Source organism: Saccharothrix sp. NRRL B-16314, from assembly GCF_000716595.1.
Taxonomy (GTDB): domain Bacteria; phylum Actinomycetota; class Actinomycetes; order Mycobacteriales; family Pseudonocardiaceae; genus Actinosynnema.
Genome location: NZ_JNXC01000017.1, coordinates 86,201 through 106,561, shown reverse-complemented (window position 1 = coordinate 106,561; position 20,361 = coordinate 86,201). Strand labels below are relative to the sequence as shown.

Genomic DNA, 20,361 nt, shown 5'->3' with positions numbered 1-20,361 from the left:
CGAGGCCATTCGGGCGATTGTTCGTGGATTCGAGCCAAGCGAGACGCATTCCAGCGTACGGGGAATGGCCTCCACCGCGCATTCGACCGGCGACATCGAAATAAGAGACCCCCTCACATCGCCTGACCTGCGCACTCAGTCCGCACCCCCGGCGGACGCGATCCCACTCCACTCCAACATAGCCACAGCGGGCCACTGCGGTCGTCATCCGGTGGGGGTGAACACCGATACACCGGGAGTGGTAGGAACAACGGCGACGGCCCGGCTGCCGGCGAACGCCGTATTCGCGAATACGGCGTTCGCCGAGCAACAGATTGGGCCGCATGGGGCAATGGTCAGGCGCTGTGCCGAGTGCACTCCAGGGGACCGAACTCCGTATCCATGCAGGCGTGGAACTCCTCCCGGCGGCCGTAGATCATCGGGCCGCGCTTCCAGGGTGGTGTCCTGCACGTAGGCGAATGCGGCGTTGCACGCGGGCGAGTAGCGGGCCTGCAACCGGGTCCGGATGGGCCCGCTGGTCGGCAGCGCCACGGTGATCTCGTCGATGACCCACGCGGCGCGCGTGCAGCCCATCGCGACCGGGTCCTAGTGCAGGCAGCTCTCCGTGTTGCACCCGACCTCCGCGGCCTGCGCCGGGGTGACCGGTGCGAGGGCGGCGGCGAGGAACGCGGTGCCGATCAGCGTCGTGCGAATGGTCATGATTTCCTCCTGTGCACGACAAACGGTGGTGGTTCAGCTGCCCAAGCGGCGCAGCTCTTCGGTGAAGACCTCGGCCGGCAGGCGCACGCCTTTCTCGTTGGGGCGCAAGGACTGCGCCGACACGGGCTTCCAAGTGGGCTTACCGGGGGTCTTCTTGATGATGAGCCCGTTGAACGCGGCTTCCGGCGAGCACAGCGCGCTGCCCGCGAAGCGCGGGCCGGGGTCGGCATAGTGGACCCGCGCCACCTGGGCGACGGCCGCCCGGTGCACGTCCCGCAGCCGCACGGCCGCCGCGTTGAGCCAGTCGACCTCGTCGCGGCTGATCCCCGCGTTCTCGCACACCGCTCCGGACTCGAACAGCGGCGCGTACCCCATCAGGACGATCTCGGCGTTCTGCGCCTTCTCCCGCATCGCCCGGAGCACGGCGGCGGTGGCCGGACCGACCTCCTCCAGCCGTCGGGGCAGCGTCGTGGCCAACGGCTCGGCGTCGCCCTTCAGCACGCTCTTGCGGCAGTCGCCCACGCGGGGGTCCAGGCACTCGGAGATGGTGTCGCCGAACCGGGCGTCGTTGCCGCCGATCGTCAACTGACCAGGGTGGTGTTCTCGTCGAGGAAACCCCGTTCGAGCTGCGGCACCTCCCGGTACTGCACCCGGTGCGGCTCGCGGCCGGGCAGCACGTTCGCGGTGACCGCGCCGGAGCGCGCCAGGAGGTGGAAGTCGACGTCGGGCGCGGGCAGCACGGCCGCTTCCCCGAACGTCTGGGCGCCGGCGACGCCGGCCGTCCGGAGAGCATCCAGCTGCGGGGCGACCGGTGGCAGGCGTTCGCGTGCTCGGTGCCGCCGTTGTTGTCCGATTTCCGGATGCGGTAACCACGATCGGGTTCCCACCACTTCGCGGTGGACGTAGCATGGCCCGTCGTGACCTTCCGTGTCCGGCCCGCCACCGTGGGACTGCTGACGTTCGCGTTCCTCGTCGCCGGGTGCACCGGCACCCCCGACCCCGCTCCGGCCGCGCCGCCGTCCGCCACTTCGGTGCCGCCGTCCACTTGGGGCCCCGTGCCGGAGTCGACCGACCCCCGGCCGCAGGACCTGGCCGCGTCCTCGCCGAAGCGGTTCACCGGCGGTGATGTGTGCGCGCTGCTGACGGTGGAGGAGATCAAGGCGACCGCCAAGGCGCCCTCCGCGGAGGACTTGGTGACGGAACCCGGCAAGCGGTGCTCGTGGCAGCTGGGTGACAGCGTCGACGCCAAGGGCATGCCGGCCGAGTTCCTGATCATCCAGGTGCACCGGGCGGACATGTGGCAGGGGACCGAGCAGGGGGTCATCAGCGGGCACCCGACGCGGCGGCGGTCCCAGGCCGGGCTGTGCGTGCTGCGCGTCGCGTTGCGCAAGCCCGTCGACCAGCACACCGACCAGCCGGTGATGGCCGTCAGCCTGAAGCGTGCCGGTGAGCAGGCCGACGTGTGCCCCGCAGCCCAGTCCCTCGCCGCCCTCGCCCTGGACCGACTGCCCGCCGCCTGACGCTCCGAGGACCGTCTCCACGAAGCCCGGACACGTCTGGTCAACAGCAGCGGCGGAGCTCGCGCAACTGCTCCAGGTACGTCTCGGCTTCCGCTTCGCCCGGGAACCTGTCGGTCAGGACGGTTGCCAGATCCTGGGCGACCATCACCAAGGACGGGAGTGACTTCCGTGCACCGGACAACGCCTGGCGGCCGAACGCCACGGCACCCTCGAGGTCGCCTTCGCGCGCTGCGGCGACGCCGAGCGTGATCCGTGCTTCCGCGATGCGCATGGGCGCCCGCTCGAACCCGTTGACGTCCGTGGCGCCACGGATCACCTCGTCGGCCAACGTGCTCGCGAGGCGGTCGTCACCGGCGTGGCGGTAGCAGTCCATCGCGTAGAAGTCGAACTTCAGCGGCTCCACCACGAAGTGGTTGTCGGTGTTCTCGGGATGGGGCAGCGAGTCGAGCAGCACCCGTCCCCGTTCCAGCGCGTCTTCCATGTCACCCCGTCGGCCCATGCGCGCCCACGCCTTGGCCTCCTGGGCGATGAGCTGCACGCCCACCGAGTGGCTTCCTGCGGCGGTCTGCCCTGCTCGCGCAGCCGCGACGACGCCCCGGTAGTCGCCGGAGGTGAGGGCGAACCACGCCTTCATCTCGTGCGCCCAGCCCAGGATGCCTGCGCCGGCGACCTCACGGCCGAGGCCGAGTGCGGACTGACGGGTGGCTTCGGAGGCTCGCCGGTCCCCCATGTCGTGCTCCAGGCAGCCCACCAGCAACGCCAACCAACCGGCGAGCTCCAAGGTGTCGCGACGCTGCCGGAAGCTGAGCCGTTCCTCGCGCATCTCCACGATCCGTCGCAACCACCGGCGCGCTTCCACCACGAGTTCCTCCGGGCGAGTGTGCGCGTAGACGGAGCAGAGCCGGTCGACCGTGATCCGGAGAGCCTGCAAAGTCGCGTCGTCGACCGAGGACGATTGCAGCCTCGACACGACCTCCATCGTGTCCATACCGGTCGCGTTGACGATTTCCAGGCCGGAGTCGGTGCGGTTGTCGGGCGGGAAGAGCGCCGAGGTGACGGTGTGCAGTGCGGCGGCGATGAGCGGGGCGTAGTGCGGACTCGGCTTGTTCTCGCCGCGCTCCCATGCCTTCCACCTTCGCACCAGGTGGTCGGGATCGGGGAGAGCGTCGACCGTGTGCCGGCGCATCCGCTCGGTTGCCTCGACTTGGGACCAGCCACGGGCTTCGCGAAGCGCCCGGATGCGCCGCGCCCAGCTCGGGACGTCCTCGCTCATCGCCGGCTCCGCCTCCCTGACGTTGCCTGTGCCTCTGTCGAGTGTGTCACCGGACCTGCGATGACGTCGGGTGCCGTCGGCAGCAGCGGGCGTTGAAGTGCTCGTGCGACGGCGTTGCCGCGCCAGGGGTTCCGACTGGTGGGGCCGCATAGTCGACTGTCGCGGGTTCGGCGTTGAGTTGACGGTGCGTGATCGCCAGGGGCGAATCGGCTTCAGTGGCACCGGTGTGCGTGGCGAGTCGGATCGTCCTGCGAAACGCGGTGCAATGGGGATCGGTACCGGCGCGTGATCATCGGCTCGGCCGCTGCCGCCGGCAACGGTTCGAGGACCAGGTCAGCGACAACGCATGTAACGTTCCGCATGCGCCCGGCGACTTAAAGTAGCCGGGCGCACGCGCGCCCGCCACTCGACAAAGGGGGCGTGGTCAGCATGGTGAAGCCGAAGGGCAGAACGCCGACGAAGAGCCGCACGAGGAAGATCGGCGCGGCCGTGGCCGCGGTGGTGTCGGTTGCCGGGATGGTTTCAGCGGCGACGCCCGCCACCGCCGCCGGCTACCCCACCAGCACCTTCTCGATCGAGGTCGGAGCGAGCTACTACAAAGGCACGGTCACCTGGTACAACCGGGCGGTCGGCGTCGACGGGGCGTTCAAGGCCGTCGGGGAACGGCGGGTCTACGCGCAGGCCTGGGCAGCCAGCACGTGGCTGGACTGGAACAGTTCCAGCACCTGGGTCGACAGGTCCGGGCCTGCCTCCCTCCCCCTCGTCGCGGACGTCGCCGGCGGGGCCACCCGGGTTCAGGTCTGGATGACCAGCGGAGATCCCTACGACGGCCTCGAATACTTCACCTGCTACCGCGGCGAGAGCGTCTGCTCCGGGCCCTACGTGGGGAAGCCCCCGGTGACGCCCCTCGACCCGGTGGACTGAGCCCCGTCACCGCCTGGGCCGGGGACGGCGTTGAGCGGCTACGCCAAGAGGGCGTAAGGGAGGCCACCCACGACCAAGCCCAGGACGCTGCCCGCGGTGACCTGGGCTGTCGTGTGGTCGCCGAGTTCGACCCTCGACCACGCGACCAACACGACCGCGGTGCCCACGAGCCGACCGGTCGAATTCTCCGGTGACGACGGCCGCGTCGTGCGCGGGGGCCAGGCGGCGGGCGGGGTGAGCCCGGCGGGCGGGTAAAGGACGGCGGGGTCAGGACGGCGGGGTGAGGGACGGCGCGGTCAGGACGGCCGGGTCAGGACGGCCGGGTCAGGACGGCCGGGTCAGGCCACCACGGCGGCGCGCCGGCGGGTGGCCGTGCGGAGTTCGGCGGCCAGCGCAGCCAAAGGCAGGCGCGGGTCCGCCGCCGCGCGGCACGCGACCACGCCCAGCGCCAACGGGAACCCGCCGCAGCGGACCAGGAGTTCTTCCACCGCCTCGGGTTCCGCCAGCAGCCGGGCGCGTCCCAACCTGGCGGTCAGCACATCGCGCGCCGCCGGCCAGCTCAGCCGGTCCACCGGCAACGCCCGCCCGCCGTGCCGGGTGAACAGCTCGATGAGCCCGTCCCGGCTCGTCACCACCACCATGCACGTCGGACTGCCCGGCAACAGCGGCACGACCTGGTCGGCGCTGCGAACGTTGTCCGCCACCACGAGCAACCGCTTGTCCGCCACCAGGCTCCGGTACAGCCCGATCCTGGCCTGCGGGTCGGGCGGGATCGCGTTGGGTGCGACGCCGAGCGCGTCCAGGAACCCCCGCACCGCCACGGCCGGGCTCATCCGCTTGCCACCGCGGCCGAAGTCGACGTACAGCTGTCCATCGGGGAACCGGTCCGCGTTGTGGTGCGCCCAGTGCAGCGCCAGCCACGTCTTGCCCATGCCGGCGGCGCCCGTGATAGCGGTGATCCCCACCGTGCGGCGGACGCCGTCCAGCGCACTCGCGTCCAGCACGGCGAGCTCGGCGCACCGACCGGTGAAGTGCGGCGGCGCGGGCGGCAGTTGGCGCGGCACGGGTGTCGCCAGCTCCACCGCCGGCTGAGGCGCCTGCTGGGACGCCGACTGGGACGCCGTGGGCGGCGCGGGCTCGGTCAGGCTCGGGTCGGCGTCGAGGATCCGCCGGTGCAGCCGCTGGAGCGGCGCGCCCGGATCGGTGCCCAGGTTCTCCACCAGGCGCACCCGGAACTGCCGGTAGTGCTCCAGCGCGTCGGCGGGCCGTCCGGCGCGGTGCAGGGCGAGCATGTACTGCCGCGCCACGCGTTCGTCGACCGGGTTCGCGGCGGCGCGGGCGAACAGCTCGGGGACCAGGTCCTCGCCGTGCCCGAGCCGCAGCAACGCGTCGGCCAGGTCGCTCTCGGCGTTCACCCGGTCCTGGTGGAGCCGGTCCCGCTCGGCCAGCGCCCAGTCGCCACCCAGGCCCGTCAACGCCTCGCCACACCACAGCCGCGCAGCCTCGCGCAGCAACGCCACCGCCTCGACGTCCTCCACCCCGCGGGCACGTGCGCACAGAGCGCGGAACAGGTGCAGGTCCACGTCCGCCGAGTCGACGTCCAGCAGGTATCCGCCGGACCGGCGGACGATGTCGGCGCCGTCGACGTCCGACAGCACCCGGCGCAACCGGGACAGGTACGTCAGGAGCGTCGCCCGCACCCGCAACGGCGGCCCGTCACCCCAGATCCGCTCGATCAGCCGGTCGGTCGACACCACGCGCCCGGCGTCGACCGCCAGAGCCGCCAGCACGCACCGCTGGCGCGCCGACCCGAGATCCACCACACGACCGTCGACCGAAAGCGACACTTCCCCCAGTAAGCGCAAGTCCACTGAACTCCACCCCCAGGTTGCGGATGCTACATCTGCCCCTACGGTGATTACTCCGTTACGCGTCCACTGGGTGGAACGAGCACAGGGATTCACACTATCGGCACAACCGCTGCGCCAAAAGGGGGCCACGGAGGTCACCGAGCGCGCCCGTCGAATAGTCCTACCAGGTCAGAGCCGGTACCGGGAACGACCGGGCGCACAATCCGGCATGATCATGCAACGGACGAATATGTCCCCTGTTCGCGCTTCACCGACAGCGGACGAAAGCAAGTACGGAATGCCACAGGGAAATTCCGGCCACCCGACCAATTCGTTCACACCGCGCCGTCGACCAATCCGAGCCGGGCGAACTCCTCCCCCACTCCCGGCCGGCCCATCACCCCCAGCCCGTGGAAGTACCGGACCGTCTGGTGCGCCGTGGTCCGGAAGAACTCCCGCACCACCTCGTCCGGGTACACCTCGGCGACGACCTGCTCGGCCTCGTCCGCGTCCAGCCCATAACCCCGCAGCTCCGCGCGCACAGCGTCGAAGTCCGGCCGCAGGAACGCGTCGATCAGCGACGGCGCGACCCGCGCGGTGAAGTCCCGCGCCCGCTCGTCCAACTGGCCCCACAGGATCCGGAGGAACGACGCGAAGTAGGCGTGGTGCCTGCCCTCGTCCACGGCGTGGTCGCGGATGACCTCGCGGACGGCGGGCACCACCGTCTCGTCCACCGGCACGTCGGCCAGCGTCGCGGAGATCAACGTCTCCGACACGATCACGAAGACCAGTTCGACCAGCGGCCGGAACTCCTGCGGCGAGCCCTCCTGGATCTCCCGCAGCCGGCGCAGGAAGAACGGCTCGGCGGGCAGCACCGGCGCCACCCCGGACAGGTCCCGCGCCTGCCGGGCGAGGTCGGCCGAGAACAGCGCGTGGTAGGCCTCGTCGCAGTAGATCTTGAGCGCGTCGAACCGCATCTCCTCGGGCAGCTCGACGCCGACCGAGCCGTGCGCGATGCCCGCGACCGTCCGGTTCACCACCAGGTACTCGAGCTTCGCGGTGAAGTCCAGGTAGCGGTACAGGTGCTGCAACAGCACCTCCCGGAACACACCGGGCGGCATCCGCTCCACCAGGGGGTGACGCGCGACCGCCACCATGTCCGGCGAGAAGAAGTGCCGCGCGCCGTCGCCGTCGCCCAGCACCCGCCTCGGCGCGACGCGCACGCTCGACCGCTCGTACCAGGAACCGAACGGACTGCGGTACTCGTCGCCCTCCGGCACCGGAGCCGGCTTCGGCGCGAGCAGCGTGCGCGGGCAGAACGACACCGCGGCGCACCCGACGAACATCCCAGCCGTACCGCACATGCCCGTTCCCCCTTTCCGTCGGTCCCTCCGGTACCGGCCCTCAGAACAGCCGCAGCCGCCCGGTCCGCCGCGCGCGGTGCTCACCGACGCGCAGCACCACCGCGGCGAGCACGACCAGCACCGCGCTCAGCGCACCCAGGCCCAGCAGGTGCGGTGCGAGTTCGCCCAGCCCGTCGCCGTCCAGCAGCGCGCCGCGCACGACGACCAGGCTCCCGGTCAGCGGCAGCAGCGACGCGATCGTGCCGACCCACACCGGCAGCGCGAAGACCGGCAGCCGGACCCCGCTGGCGAATGACATCGGCTCGCTGAACAGGATGAACAGGAACGCGGAGTCGCGGGAGAAGATCAGCAGTGAGTTGAGCAGCGCGCCCCACGCCACCGCCGGGAACAGCAGGGCCAGGAACACCACCACGAACATCGCCGGGTGCGCGACCCGGACCACGTCGAACGCGGTCAGCATGGCGGCGGTGAAGCACGTGAACACCCACGTGTTCTGCACCAGCGCGCCCGCGCCGTTGGCGATCACCAGCACCAGCCGGTTCGCCGGCGACAGGAACAGCAGTTCCAGCGTGCCGGTCTGCCGTTCGAACGAGAAGTGCCACGCCGACTGCACCTGGGCGAAGAAGAACGTGAAGCCCAGCGCCCCGGTGGCCAGGAACGCGAACAGCTGGTGCTCGTCGGCGGCGGCCGGCCACCGCTCCGCCGCCGCGGCCGTCATCACCGGGCGCACCGTGTAGAAGGCGCCCGCGAGTTCCAGCACCGGCCACAGCAGCATGGAGAAGAACACCAGCTTGCTGCCGCCGAGCCGCCGTCGCTGCTTGAGCGCTTCCGCCCGCAGGATGCCGAGCACGGCCATCACACCACCACCGGTTCCGGCGCCTGACCGGCCAGCGCGATGATCGCGTCCTCCAGCGACGGCTCACTCAGCTCCAGCCCGGTCACCGCCCCGCCGGCCGCCACGATCGCCGTCACCAGCGGGCCGGCGACGTCGTCCGGGTGGCTGAGGCTGACCACCGCGCCACCGTCGTCGTCCGGGTCGCACGTCGCGGTGACGCCCAAGCGGTCCGCGAAACCGGCGACTGCCGCCGCCAGCGATGCGGAGTGCCGCGCTACGGTGACGCGCACCTTCCGGTTGCCGCCGGTCGCCGCGGTGAGCTCCGCGGGCGTGCCCTCGGCCAGGTGACGTCCCCCGGCGATGACGTGGACGTTCGCGCAAAGTTCCTCCACTTCGGTGAGGTAGTGGGACGTGAGCAGCACGCCCTTGCCGCGGGCGGCGAGGGACGCCACCACCCGGCGCAGGTCACGGGCGACGGGCGCGTCCAGACCGAGCGTCGGCTCGTCCAGCAGCAGGTAGGCGGGGTCGTTGACCAGTCCGCGGGCGATCGACAGCCGCTGCGTCATGCCCCGCGAGTACCGCTCGACGACGGTGTCGCCCGCGTCGGTCAGGCCCACCAGGTCCAGCAGTTCGTCGACCCGGCCGGGCAGCACCTTGGTCGGGACGCCGTACAGCAGGCCGAAGTAGCGCAGGTTCTCCCGGCCGGTCATCCGGGCGTACACCATCCGCTCGCCGCCCGCGATGAGGTTGATCCGCTGCCGCACGTCCCGGGCCTGCGTCACGACGTCCAGGCCGTCCACGGTGACGGTGCCGGACGTGGGCCGCAGCAACGTCGCCAGCACCTTGATCGTGGTGGTCTTGCCCGCGCCGTTGAGGCCGAGCAGCCCGGTCACCGACCCGGGTGGGACGGTGAGCGTGAGGCCGTCGACCGCGACGTGCTCGCGGCTCCGGCCGAACAGCCGGTCGCGGACCGGGAAGCTCTTGCGCAGCGATCGGGTGACGATGCCGTCCATGATTCAGAACGCCCTTTCGATGGCTCGTCGTTCGGCACGCGGTAGCAGGACCGCACCCAGCACCAGGCACACCGCGCTGATCGCCAGGCTCGTCGCGAGCGGTCCGACCAGGTCGGTGAAGGCCGTCCGGCCGGCGAGCACCGCCCGCACGCCGTCGAGCGCCTGCGTGACGGGGACCAGTTCGCCCAGCCACCGCACCGCGCCGGGCAGGTAGTCGCGGGGGAAGGAGAACCCGCCCAGCAGCGCCAGCGACGCGAACAGCGTGTTCTGCGTGATGTGCGCTTCCCCCGCGAACAGCATCACCCCGCCCACCAGCACCGACAGCGCGAACACGGCCACCGCGAACACCACGGCGGCCAGGATCATCGGCACCGCCTCCACCGCGGGGAACCGGACGCCCAACCACAGCGCCACCGCACCGACCGCCGTCGACTCCACCAGCGTGCTCAGGGCGGAGAACCCGGCGCAGCCGATCAGGTACGGCCAGCGGCGGGACGGCGTGACGACCAGGGCGGTGAGCGTGCCCTCGCGCTCCTCGCCGATCAGCGCCTTGGCGACCCACAGGACCAGCCGCACGGTGAACGTGAAGGCGATCGCGCCGACGGCGACGTACCCGACGTAGTCCGCCGACCCCGCCTTCGCCGCGAACCCGGCCTCGACCCGGCCGCCGCCGATCGCGTGGAACGCGAGGTACGCCAGGGCCACCGTCAACCCGCCGGTGACGACGGTGGACGTGAAGTAGGTCCACGGGTAGGCGCGCGCGGTCACCTTCCACGAGCGCTGGAACGTCGCCGCGGCCACTGCCATCGCCGCCACCTCAGCGGACGTCGAGCGCTCGCGCCCGGACGAGTTCGGCGATCAGCTCGGCGGCGTCGGCGACCGCGACGTCCGGCTCCACGTCGTACTCGGCCGCGAGGCGCTCACCGATCTCCCGCACCGTGCGCGTGTCGTCGACCTGCTGGTAGACGAACGCGGCGGTGTCCTCCAGCTCGAACGCCTGGTCACCGGCCGCCACCAGCACCTTGCCCTTGAACTTGCGCACCCGGACGTCCATCCGGTTGCACGGCACCGAGTCCGCACTGGGCTGTTCCATGTCACACATCCACTTCACGCGTGATCCGCTTGCACTCCGACACCACTCGCCGCACCCACACGCCCACGTCCTGCGGGTCGAGCCCGCGCATGGTCTCGATCTCCCAGTACAGGTCGTAGGGCAGGACGTCGGGCTTGGCCGCCCGCATCCGACGGGCACGCCACTTCTCCCCCGAGCCGAACTCGCCGAGCGAGGCCAGCAGGGCCTCCACCGTGAACCCGAACGCCAGCCGCGCCGACAGCACGGCGCTGTCCAAATCCCCGGCCGCCAACTGGCCCAGCGCGTCCTCGGACCGCGAGTCGGCGAGGTCGAGCTCGCTGGCCACCAGGACCGCCCGCAGCGCGGAGTCCCAGATCTCCGCGCGCCGCCGCTCCGTCCACTCGGGACCGAGGACGGTCACGCCGTGGCAGATCCGCTCGAGCAGGAGCACTTCGTCCTTGACGAGCCGGTAGGGCGGCAGCCGGCCGTCCTCCAGCGCGTCCCACCCGACCTTCGCGAGGACCTGGTCGACCTGGGTGTCGACCCAGTACTTCGCCTCCCACCGCCGCCCGCCCGCCCGGAACGCCTCGACCGGCACCTCCTCCGGTACGACGGGCGCCGAGATCGACTGGCCGGTCGGGCCGGTCCACGGTGTGGCGGAGACGACGTACAGGTCGACGTCGCTCGTCTCGTTGTCCCAGCCCCGGGCCATCGAGCCGGCGACGAACACGACCAGGGTGTCCGCCGGCAGCAGCTCGCGGGACGAGAGTTCACCGACGGCGTCCGCGAACACCGGCGTCTGCCGGTCGGTGGAGGTCATGCGACTATCCTTTCAGGAGTGGCCCGTTGCAGCTGGAGCACGAACGCCGGCAGGTTGTTGAGCAGGTGGCCGAGCAGCGCCGGCCACAGCGACCCGGACCAGGCGGTGATGACGAGGAAGCCGACCGCCGCGGCGGCCTCCACCAGGAACGCGCGTGACGTGGCGCGCCCGTTGGCGCCGGGCTGCACGCGGTGCCGCGCGATGAACGCGACCGCCCCGATCATCGCCAGCGGCAGCGCCGAACCGGCCGCCGCCACCAGGACGACACCGCGGAACACCGCCTCCTCACCGGGCGGAGCGGCCAGGGAGCACACCGCGCGGGCCACACCGTGCGGGCGCGGAGTCGGTCCGCGCAGGAACGCCAGGCTGCCGTCGAGCAGTCCCCTCAGGTCGATCCCGCCCAGCACCACCAGGACCGCGCCGAACCCCGCGCCGACCAGGTACCACCACAGGTCCGCGCCCGCGAAGAGTTGCGGCGCGCCCGCCACGACCAGCACGACGACCGCGCCGACCGGGACGAGCAGCCCCGCCGCCGCTTCCGCGACGAACCCGGCGGGGGCGCGCTGGTCACGCGGGAGGCCCCACGGCAGGCACAGCAGGACCGTCTCCACGATCAGCAGCAGGCCGATCGCCCGCGCCACACCGGGAACCGGGCTCCACTCGACCTGCCACTGCGCCACCGCGAACGCGAGGACGCACGTCGCGGCCAGCAGCCGGTCCGGCGGCACCCGCCACGCGGTCCGGTCGAACGTGGGCGTGGTCATCCGTCGACCCCGACTTGCACCAGGCCGAACTCCACCGCGTCACCCAGCGACGACGTCAGGGCGGACCACTGCGCGCCGACGGCGTCCGCGACCTCCCCGGCCGTCCGCTCACCGTCCGCCTCGGCCAGCGCGGTCAGGAACCGGGCCCAGTCCGGGCTCTCCGCGGCGTCCACGACGTACTCGACGGCGCCGTTCACCAGGACGTACCAGACGTCCGGGTCGGTCGGGCCGTGCAGCAGCAGGACTTCCTCCGCGAGCCGGACGACGGCGTCCCGCGACACCTCGGGGCGGCGCAGCGTGAGCTGTTCGACCGACTCGGCCTCGGCGTCCCAGTCGGTCACCTCGATCGCGACCGGCGGCGTGGTGGCCCGGCCGATCGACGGCGGCGAGGGCGGTGCGGCGGCGAACTGCTCCAGCAGGCCCAGGTTGACGACGTGCAGGAGGAATTCGACGTGCCCGGACGACGGGTCCTGCTCCAGGCTCGCGGCCAGCGCGCGGGCGTTGTCGTGGTCGATGAACTCCTTCGCCCGCGGACCGGACAGCGCCTCCTCCAGCAGTGCGCCGTCGTCGGCGTTCACCATGCGGGCGAACGTCCGGTACGTGTACGCGACGCCGTCGCCGTAGAAGAACGGGACCTTCGGCCGGTCGACGACCTCGTCCGGCAGCACGCCGCGCATCGCCCGGCGGAGGATGTTCTTGTTCCACAGCAGGGGTTCGCGGAGCCGGTCCGGGATGCCGCCGACCAGTTCGACCAGGCGGTGGTCCAGGAACGGCACCCGCGACTCGATCCCGTTGCCCGCCGCCGTGCGGTCCTCGTGCCAGCAGTTGTACTGGAGCACGTCGCGGTACTTCCAGGCGAAGAACCGGGCGTGCGGGTCGCCCCGGTCGGCGCCGGACCACAGCACGTCCTCGCGCAGCAGCGGGAACTCCGAGTGCTCCCACCACGGGGACAGGTCCGGGTTCGCGGCCTGCGCGGGACGCCGGGCCATGCCGCGCAGCGCGGCCAGGTAGTCCTGCCAGTCGCCGCCGTTCGCGACGGTCACCGAGTAGCCGCCGTTGAACTCGTCGCTGCCCGCGCCCAGCAGCATGGCCTTGACCGTCGGGTGCGCGAGCCGGACGTACCGGTACATCTCGTGCTTGTAGTAGATCTCGGGGCCGACCACCGGCGATTCGAGCAGCCACACCAGCCGCTTCCACTCCTCCGCCGTGGGTGTCGTGGCGGTGTCGTGGAGCACCTGGTGGTTGGGCAGGCCCAGCATCCCGGCGATGCGGTGGCCGTGCTCGGCGTCGCCGTTGGCCAGGGTGCTGCCGTTGAGGGCGGTGAACGTGCGCAGCGGTGTGGCCGGGCCGGTGAGCGCCGCCACGGCCGCCGAGTCGATGCCGCCGCTGAGGAACAGGCCGATCTCGACGTCGGCCATGCCGCAGTCGTCCACCGCCGAGACCAGCAGCTCGCGGTAGGCGTCGACGAACTCCGCCTCGGACAGGTCCAGGCCGCCCGAGAAGTCGGGCAGGCTCCAGTAGCGGTGGGTCGACGTGCGGCCGTCGCGCAGGTCGATCGTGACGATCGTCGCGGCTTCCACGAGTTCGACGTCGCGGAACCAGGTGTTGACCGGTCCGGTCGCGAACGCGGGCTGCTTGGTGAGCGACTGGTCGGCGATCGCCGCCTGCCAGTCCAGCTCGCGCGGGCAGTCCTGGTCGCAGAACAGGGTCTTCATCTCGGAGCCGAAGACGACGCGGTCACGGTTGAGGTGGTAGAAGAGCGGCTTCACGCCGAAGCGGTCGCGGCCGAAGAGGAGCTTGTTCTCGCGCCGGTCCCACAGCACGAAGGCGAACATGCCGCGCACCTTGTCCAGGAAGCGCAGGCCGTCACGCCGGTAGAGCCCGATCAGGACCTCGCAGTCCGATCCGGTCCGCGGCCGTTCGTCGGCGGGCAGCGTCGCGGCCAGCTCGCGGTGGTTGTAGATCTCGCCGTTGGCGATGAGGACGAGCGAGCCGTCCCTGCTGTGCAGGGGCTGGCCACCGCCCACCACGTCGACCAGCGAGAGCCGCGTGAACGCCAGCCCGACCGGCCCGTCGCGCAGCACCTCGACGTCGTCCGGCCCGCGATGGGCCACGGTCTGGGACATCCGCCGCAGCAATCCGTCCGCCTCGGCGTCCAGCGACGCCCCGTCCACACGCGCAATACCTGCAAGACCGCACATTTGGGTCGCCCTCCCCCAGAGTTACCGTGACAAAGAGACCGCCCGAGAGGGGTGCCACCTCGGTCGAGGTGGCACCCCGGATCACTCGGGTCAGGGCGTGGAACCGAGGATCACACCGAAGGTGACCTTCTTGGCGACCGGCTTGCGGTACTTCTTCACGACTGCTCACCTCCTCCCCAGGGTGGTCGGGTGCACCGCCGGATCGATTCCGAGGAACGACCCGAGCGGTACGAAGCCATCCTGTCCACGGAGGTGGGATGAAAAACATGCACGGCTGTGGAATCCGCTGGCAGACGCCGTGCGCGCCGTCCGCTGATGATCACCGTGGCACCGCGGGAACGGCCTCGGCACGGGTGCCGGGAGGGCCGCCGGCCCCGATGGCGGACCGCTCGCTCCCGGGTTCGCGGTGCGGGGACGGCCGTACGGCCGGTCGGCCATTCGGACGCCGTCCGGTCTGGTGGCCGACGTGCCGGTCGGGCGGCTAGCGTGACACCCATGGCGCACATCGACCTCGGCGTGGACGAGACCATGTTCCCCGGCATCACCGGCCCGCTGCGGTTCCGGGCCGAGACCGCCAAGCCGCTCAACGAGCTGGCCGAGGTCCTGCTGCGCGGCCCGAACTCGCTGCCGCCCGGTGAGCGCGAGCTGATCGCCGCCTACGTGTCCGGGTTGAACGAGTGCACGTTCTGCTGCGACTCGCACTCGGCGTTCGCCGCCGCGCAGCTCCACGAGGGCATGACGCTGGTCGAACAGGTGCGGGCCGACCTCGACGCCGCGCCGGTGCCGGACAAGCTGCGGGCGCTGCTGCGGATCGCGGGCGCGGTGAGCGAGTCGGGCCGCAACGTCACCGACGACCTGGTGAAGACGGCGCGGGAGCACGGCGCGACCGACGTCGAGATCCACGACACCGTGCTGATCGCGGCGGCGTTCTGCATGTACAACCGGTACGTCGACGGGCTGGGCACGCTCGCGCCGACCGACACCGGGATGTACGCCGAAGCCGCGCGGCGCATCATCGACCACGGTTACACGCACCGGGGGTAGCCGCCCGGTCCAGTCCTCTGTGGACACCCGGCCCCGGCGGGCAGCAGCCGTTCCGCGCGGCAGCGCCTCGGCGACCCGATCACCGGGTCGATGGCGCTGAACGGGTGAAAGATCCCAACGATCCGTGGGTCATTCCCCATTTTTGCGGAACGGTCGGTGACAGAACGGTCTTCCGTGACGATAACCGCGGTGCGCCGGTGCGCACGTCGGGGAAGCGGCACGTGCAGGCAGCGATCGCACGGGCGATGATCGCGGAGGACTGGTGAGAATGGCACGGGTTTTCCTCAGCTACGCGACGGAGGACGGCGATACGGCGTCGAAGCTCGCCGGACTGCTGCGCGAACGCGACCAGGACGTGTTCCTGTTCCAGAACCCGGCCACCCGCGGTGACCGCTTCGTGCCGTTGATCGCCGAGCGCATCAGGGACGCCGGAGTCGTGATCGTGCTGATGTCGCCGCACTACCTCGCTTCCGCGTGGTGCCGCAGGGAGAGCGAGCTGGCGATCCAGCGGCAGGCCGCCGACCCGGGCCTGGTGATCAGGGTGCTCCAGGTGGCGCCGACCAGGCACGAGGACAGCGGGTTCCTCGGCGCCTACGACTGGATCGAGTTCCACCCGCCCTACTGCCACGAGTTACCCGTGCCGGTCCTGACCGCGCTCGGTTCGGCCGAGGAGCAGGCACCCGGTCTGCGGCCGGTCGGGTTCCGCAACCGCGACGAGGAAGTCGCCAAGGTCCGGCACGCCCTGGAACTCACCACCGGTCAGGACTTCTGGGTCGTGGTCGCACCGCCACGCCTGGGCAAGACCTGGTTCCTGCGCCACCTGCACGACCACCTGGCCGCCGCCTCCGACGGCGGCACCGTGCGCCTGCTCGACCTGCACGGCCTGGCCGACGCGTGGTCCAAACCCGCCCGGGTGCTCGCCCTGCTGCTGGACGTCGAGATCGGCGCGACCCGGGACGTGCTGACCGACGAGCAGATCCGGGACGTCGTCCGGAAGATCGTCAAGCGGCGGCGCCAGTTCTACCTGCTCGACAGCGCCGACCGGATGGACCGCTCGACCACCGCGGAGGTCCGGCGGGTGCTCACCCACCTGCACCGCAGGCTCGGCGAGCACGGCAACGGCAGCGCCCGGTTCGGCGTCGTCGTCGGCACCCGCCAGCACGACGACTGGAAGGGCTACCGGTTCGGCGCGAGCACCCGCTTCGAGCCCGTCACGCTCAGCGAGTTCACCCCCGAGGTCGTGGACCAGGTGGTCCGGTCCTACGACCCGCTGCTGACGCCGGCCGACACCAGGGCGTGCGCGCTGCTGCTGCACCGGCTGAGCGAAGGCCTGCCCGCCCTGCTGGTGCGATGGGTCGAGTGGGCGGAGGACCGCAGCTTCTACGCGTTGGACGAGGAAGCGGAGGACGACGCCGTGTTCGACGCGGTGACCCGGCCCTACGTCGACGCCGAACTGCTCGACCCCGAGGTGCTGTTCGCCCGGGGCCACCAGGACCCGCGCCGCTGCGTCGCCGTGCTCGACCGCGCGCTCAAGGCCCTGGTGGTCTACCGGCTGATCACCCGGTCGCACCTGGTCTTCCACTTCGACGCGGACGAGGAGCTGCGGTCGATGGCGGCCGACATCGGCTGGCAGGTCGACGACCTGTGGATCGCGATCACCAGGACGACGCTGCTCGAATCCGACCTGCCCGAGATGTGGCAGGAGATCAGCCGGCCCATCCGGCGCGTGCTGTACCGGTACTACTTCCGGTCCGACCCGCTCCGGTCGTCCGCGCACCGGGAGGCCCGGGCCTGCTACGAGCGCTGGTCGGTGAAGCAGGCCGCGAAGGAACAGGTCGTGATGATGGTCGAGTGCCTGTGGCACGAGATGTCCCGGCAGCTCTTGGAGCAGCGGTCCGAACTGCCCGCCGAGCTGCCGCGCGTGGCCGGTGAGCTGGCCCGCGAGTTCCTCAGCTCGACGTTGTACTCGCCGGGCGAGTTCGCCCGGTTCATCGCCAACCGGCTCGGCCGGGACGCGGAGTTCCAACTGGCGCTGAGCGGTTTCGACGGCCTGTTCGACGCCGTCCTGCTCGCGATCGACGCATCGCTCTCGGAAGGCGGTTGACGACGGTGGCCTTGGCGGAGGAACCCATCTACATCGCCCGGCGCGAGGAGGAGCGAGTCCTCGACGCGCTGCGCACGGTCCGGCTCGACGGCGTGTCCCGGGCCGTGCTGCTGTACGGGCCGGGCGGTGTGGGCAAGACGCAGCTGGTCCGGGCGATGGCGGAACGCCGTGAGCCGGGCGTGGTCCGCGTGCCCCCGATCGACGTGGACGACTCCGAGTACTGGGTGCAGTCGAACCTGGAGCAGGAGGTCGCCGCCCGGCTCGACCGGAAGTACTTCGCGTCCTACTTCGACTACCTCGCGCAGCTGCCCCGGTACACCAACGAACGGGTCGGGCACGAGACCGTCGCCGGGCACTTCGGCCGCGTCCGCGAGCAGTTCGTCGACTGCTACCGCGGGTACGTGGAGGCCACCGGCACGACGGTCGTCATCACGCTCGACACCGTCGAGGCGGTGCGCACCATGTACCTGCTGATGAGCCTCGCCCAGTGGATGAAGGGGCTGCCGAAGACCCTGTTCGTCCTGTCCGGTCGCCCGCCGGGCCGGGGCGGTCCGCACGACCTGATCGACGACCACCTCGGCGGCCAGGACGGGCTGGAGACCACCGCGATCGACCTGGCCGGTTTCACCGAGGCCGAGGCGCTGGCCTACTTCGACGCCGGCCCGCTGCGCGACGCGCTCGGCGCCGCCGAGAAGGACCGGCTCGTCGCCCTCACCGACGGGCACCCGCTGTGGCTCGCGCTGTCCGTCGACTACCTCCAGGGCAACGACCCGCCGCCGGAGATGAACCCGGACCTCGACGTGACGCCGGAGCTGCGGGAGGCGTTCCGGCGGCGGATGGTGACGCCGTACCGCGACACCGGGTTCTGGCCGGAGGCGGTCAAGCGCCTCGCGGTCGTGCGGCAGAGCGTGAACCACACCGTCTGGCGGCGGCTGATGAGCGACCACGCGCTGCCGGACGGCGTGCGGAGCTGGGAAGACGCCTGGCGGCGGCTGCTGAACCTGCCCTGGGTGCGACCGAGGGCGAACGACCGGTACGTCACGCTGCACGACGCCCTGGCGGAGGAGCTGGCGCAGCGGCTCATCCCCCTTGACGACCAGGACGAGACGTGGCGCGCCGCGCTCTGGGCCCGCGCGATGGACGCCTACAGCACCCTCGCCGCCGACACCGAGGCACGCGTGCGGCACAACCGGGAGGACTACGAGCGGCACCAGCGGGCGTCGACCGACCACCCGGACCCGGCGCGGGCCAGGGCGATCGCCCAGGGCGAGGTCGACAAGCGCGAACTCGACCAGCTGAACACGGCCGAACTGCACTACCGGCTGCTGGTGGACTTCGACGCGGGGACGAAGAGGTTCCTGGTCCTCTACGCGCAGGCGGCGGCCCGCCACGACCTGCTGTTCCAGGAACTGCTGTGCCACGAGCTGGAGCGCTTCCTCCCCCGCGCGCGGCTGGTCCCCTCGCTGGACGACGTGCTGGGGGTGGTCGTGCGCCGGTTCCAGGTCTGGCTCACCCGGACCGCGCCGGAGCGGTACCTGGAGATCGTGCTGCGGATCGCCGGGTTCCTCACCCAGAACGAGCAGCCGACGACCGCGCTCGCGCTGCTCTCCGAGGTGCCCGACGACGTGGCCGGCCCCGACCTGCGCTACCGCCTGGCCAACCAGCGCGGCAACGCGTGCCTGCGCGTCCCGGACCGGATCGACGAGGCGTGGGCCCATTTCGACCGCGCCACCCAGGTGGCGCAGTCGCTGCACACCGGGAACCGGGACCGGCTGCTGGCCCAGGCCAAGAAGGAATTCGGCTACTTCTACCGCAACATCGGCAAATGGGAGGAAGCGGACAAGTCCTATCGCGAGGCGCGGGACACGCTCTCGCACCTGCTCGGGCCCGGCTGCACGGACGAGGACCGCGAGGAAATGGCGTCGATCCAGACCAACTGGGCGTACCTCCAGGCGTTGCGCGGCCGGTACGTCGAGGCGCGCAGCCTGGTCGAGAGCGCGATCCGGGTCCGGGTCCGGCTGGACAAGCCGTTCGGCGTCGGGCAGTCCCTCAGCGTGGCCGGTGAGGTCTACCGCTACGACCACCAGTACCAGAAGGCGTGGCAGGCCTACAGCGAGGCGGAGAGCACGTTCCAGGCGCTGAAGAACGTCACCTGGCTGGGTCTGGTCTACCAGGAGCAGGCGATCTGCCTGTTCCAGGCCGCGCAGGGCGGCGTCGCGCTGGCGCCCGACCCGATCGGCCGGGCGCGGACGCTGATCCGGCAGTCGCTGGACATCTGCCGGGACGTGGCGATCCGGTCCTACCCGTCGGCGCTGAACCGGGCCGGCCGGATCTTCGGCCACGACGACCCCGACCTCGGCCTGCGCTACCTCGACCAGGCCATCGTCGAGGCGCGGCGGGTCGGCGACGGCTGGTTCCTGTCGGCGAACCTGATCGAGTACATGGAGTTGAACTACCGCGTGTGGACCGACACCGGCGACCACGCCTACCGGCTCAACCTGGACGCGCGGGCGTCCGAGGTCGTCGACGCGCTGCGGACGTACCAGTTCCGCGACCTGCGGGGCCGCTGGGCGCTCATGCAGGGCCACCTGCTCGCCCGCGACGCGCTGGCCGGCGGTGACCGGGAATCGCTCGGCCAGGCCGTCCACCACTATTCCGAGGGATTCTCGACATTGGCCGACCTGCGACTCGGCTCGCACGGCGCCGATGCGATCCCGGCCGAATTCGACCGGTTCCAGGAGGTTTACGACCGGCTCCCCGCGGACGTCCAGTCGGATTGGTATGAGATCCTGCGCCGGGCCTGGACGTCCGACGACCCCGAGAACAGCTTCACATTGTTGTCGGCCCGGTTGGAACAGCTCTACTAGCCGGCGGATTC

Annotated in this window: 18 protein-coding genes; 6 read left to right on the top strand and 12 right to left on the bottom strand. The window is 71.3% G+C overall.

Annotated elements, in window-relative coordinates; genetic code table 11:
* Positions 1-732: 732 nt before the first annotated feature.
* Positions 733-1,284, bottom strand: a complete 552-nt coding sequence (locus tag OQ02_RS23175) for a hypothetical protein (RefSeq protein WP_033440634.1) — start codon at positions 1,282-1,284, stop codon at positions 733-735.
* Positions 1,281-1,439 (bottom strand): hypothetical protein, encoded by a 159-nt coding sequence (locus tag OQ02_RS43960; protein WP_156077235.1) that lies wholly within the window; start codon positions 1,437-1,439, stop codon positions 1,281-1,283. The genes OQ02_RS23175 and OQ02_RS43960 overlap by 4 nt, the downstream gene beginning before the upstream one ends.
* 177 nt (positions 1,440-1,616) lie before the next feature.
* Here OQ02_RS43960 and OQ02_RS23170 point away from each other — a divergent pair, with 177 nt between their 5' ends.
* On the top strand, positions 1,617-2,219 hold the full coding sequence (locus tag OQ02_RS23170) for a DUF3558 family protein (protein ID WP_033440633.1): 603 nt from the start codon (positions 1,617-1,619) through the stop codon (positions 2,217-2,219).
* A 40-nt stretch (positions 2,220-2,259) separates the two neighbouring features.
* Here the strand turns inward: OQ02_RS23170 and OQ02_RS23165 are convergent, their stop codons facing one another.
* Positions 2,260-3,492: a helix-turn-helix transcriptional regulator gene (locus tag OQ02_RS23165; RefSeq protein ID WP_197043453.1), complete on the bottom strand. Its 1,233-nt coding sequence runs from the start codon at positions 3,490-3,492 to the stop codon at positions 2,260-2,262.
* A 420-nt stretch (positions 3,493-3,912) separates the two neighbouring features.
* Between OQ02_RS23165 and OQ02_RS23160 the strand changes: the two genes are divergently transcribed.
* Both OQ02_RS23160 and OQ02_RS43955 read left to right on the top strand, forming a co-directional pair.
* Positions 3,913-4,416 (top strand): hypothetical protein, encoded by a 504-nt coding sequence (locus tag OQ02_RS23160; RefSeq protein ID WP_051772694.1) that lies wholly within the window; start codon positions 3,913-3,915, stop codon positions 4,414-4,416.
* A 96-nt stretch (positions 4,417-4,512) separates the two neighbouring features.
* Positions 4,513-4,671 carry a hypothetical protein gene (locus tag OQ02_RS43955; RefSeq protein WP_156077234.1) on the top strand — a complete coding sequence of 53 codons (159 nt, stop codon included), beginning with the start codon at positions 4,513-4,515 and terminating at the stop codon, positions 4,669-4,671.
* Positions 4,672-4,754: 83 nt separating this feature from the next.
* Here the strand turns inward: OQ02_RS43955 and OQ02_RS23155 are convergent, their stop codons facing one another.
* The 9 genes from OQ02_RS23155 to asnB all read right to left on the bottom strand — a co-directional run bounded on the left by OQ02_RS23155 (position 4,755) and on the right by asnB (position 14,335).
* Positions 4,755-6,236, bottom strand: a complete 1,482-nt coding sequence (locus tag OQ02_RS23155; protein ID WP_231500178.1) for an AfsR/SARP family transcriptional regulator — start codon at positions 6,234-6,236, stop codon at positions 4,755-4,757.
* 365 nt (positions 6,237-6,601) lie between these two features.
* Positions 6,602-7,630 carry a diiron oxygenase gene (locus tag OQ02_RS23150; RefSeq protein WP_033440631.1) on the bottom strand — a complete coding sequence of 343 codons (1,029 nt, stop codon included), beginning with the start codon at positions 7,628-7,630 and terminating at the stop codon, positions 6,602-6,604.
* A 40-nt stretch (positions 7,631-7,670) separates the two neighbouring features.
* Positions 7,671-8,486: an ABC transporter permease gene (locus OQ02_RS23145; RefSeq protein WP_033440630.1), complete on the bottom strand. Its 816-nt coding sequence runs from the start codon at positions 8,484-8,486 to the stop codon at positions 7,671-7,673.
* Complete coding sequence (locus tag OQ02_RS23140) at positions 8,486-9,478, bottom strand: ABC transporter ATP-binding protein (protein ID WP_033440629.1); 993 nt, start codon at positions 9,476-9,478, stop codon at positions 8,486-8,488. Before OQ02_RS23140 ends, OQ02_RS23145 begins: the two co-directional genes overlap by 1 nt.
* 3 nt (positions 9,479-9,481) lie before the next feature.
* Entirely contained in the window at positions 9,482-10,285 is an 804-nt protein-coding gene (locus OQ02_RS23135; RefSeq protein ID WP_033440684.1) for an ABC transporter permease, read from the bottom strand.
* Positions 10,286-10,295: 10 nt separating this feature from the next.
* A complete protein-coding gene (locus tag OQ02_RS23130) occupies positions 10,296-10,571 on the bottom strand; it encodes a PqqD family protein (protein ID WP_033440628.1) in 276 nt (91 codons plus the stop codon).
* A gap of 1 nt (position 10,572) precedes the next feature.
* Complete coding sequence (locus OQ02_RS23125; RefSeq protein WP_033440627.1) at positions 10,573-11,370, bottom strand: hypothetical protein; 798 nt, start codon at positions 11,368-11,370, stop codon at positions 10,573-10,575.
* On the bottom strand, positions 11,367-12,134 hold the full coding sequence (locus OQ02_RS23120) for a CPBP family intramembrane glutamic endopeptidase (protein WP_081915867.1): 768 nt from the start codon (positions 12,132-12,134) through the stop codon (positions 11,367-11,369). Before OQ02_RS23120 ends, OQ02_RS23125 begins: the two co-directional genes overlap by 4 nt.
* A complete protein-coding gene (asnB, locus tag OQ02_RS23115) occupies positions 12,131-14,335 on the bottom strand; it encodes an asparagine synthase (glutamine-hydrolyzing) (RefSeq protein WP_033440626.1) in 2,205 nt (734 codons plus the stop codon). Before asnB ends, OQ02_RS23120 begins: the two co-directional genes overlap by 4 nt.
* A 495-nt stretch (positions 14,336-14,830) precedes the next feature.
* Here asnB and OQ02_RS23110 point away from each other — a divergent pair, with 495 nt between their 5' ends.
* The 3 genes from OQ02_RS23110 (at position 14,831) to OQ02_RS23100 (ending at position 20,350) form a co-directional block, all read left to right on the top strand.
* A complete protein-coding gene (locus OQ02_RS23110) occupies positions 14,831-15,379 on the top strand; it encodes a carboxymuconolactone decarboxylase family protein (RefSeq protein WP_033440625.1) in 549 nt (182 codons plus the stop codon).
* A 268-nt stretch (positions 15,380-15,647) separates the two neighbouring features.
* A complete protein-coding gene (locus OQ02_RS23105; RefSeq protein WP_033440624.1) occupies positions 15,648-17,483 on the top strand; it encodes a toll/interleukin-1 receptor domain-containing protein in 1,836 nt (611 codons plus the stop codon).
* An 11-nt stretch (positions 17,484-17,494) separates the two neighbouring features.
* The gene (locus tag OQ02_RS23100) at positions 17,495-20,350 is read left to right on the top strand and encodes a tetratricopeptide repeat protein (RefSeq protein WP_197043451.1); all 2,856 of its coding nucleotides are present in this window, start codon (positions 17,495-17,497) and stop codon (positions 20,348-20,350) included.
* Positions 20,351-20,361 lie beyond the last annotated feature (11 nt).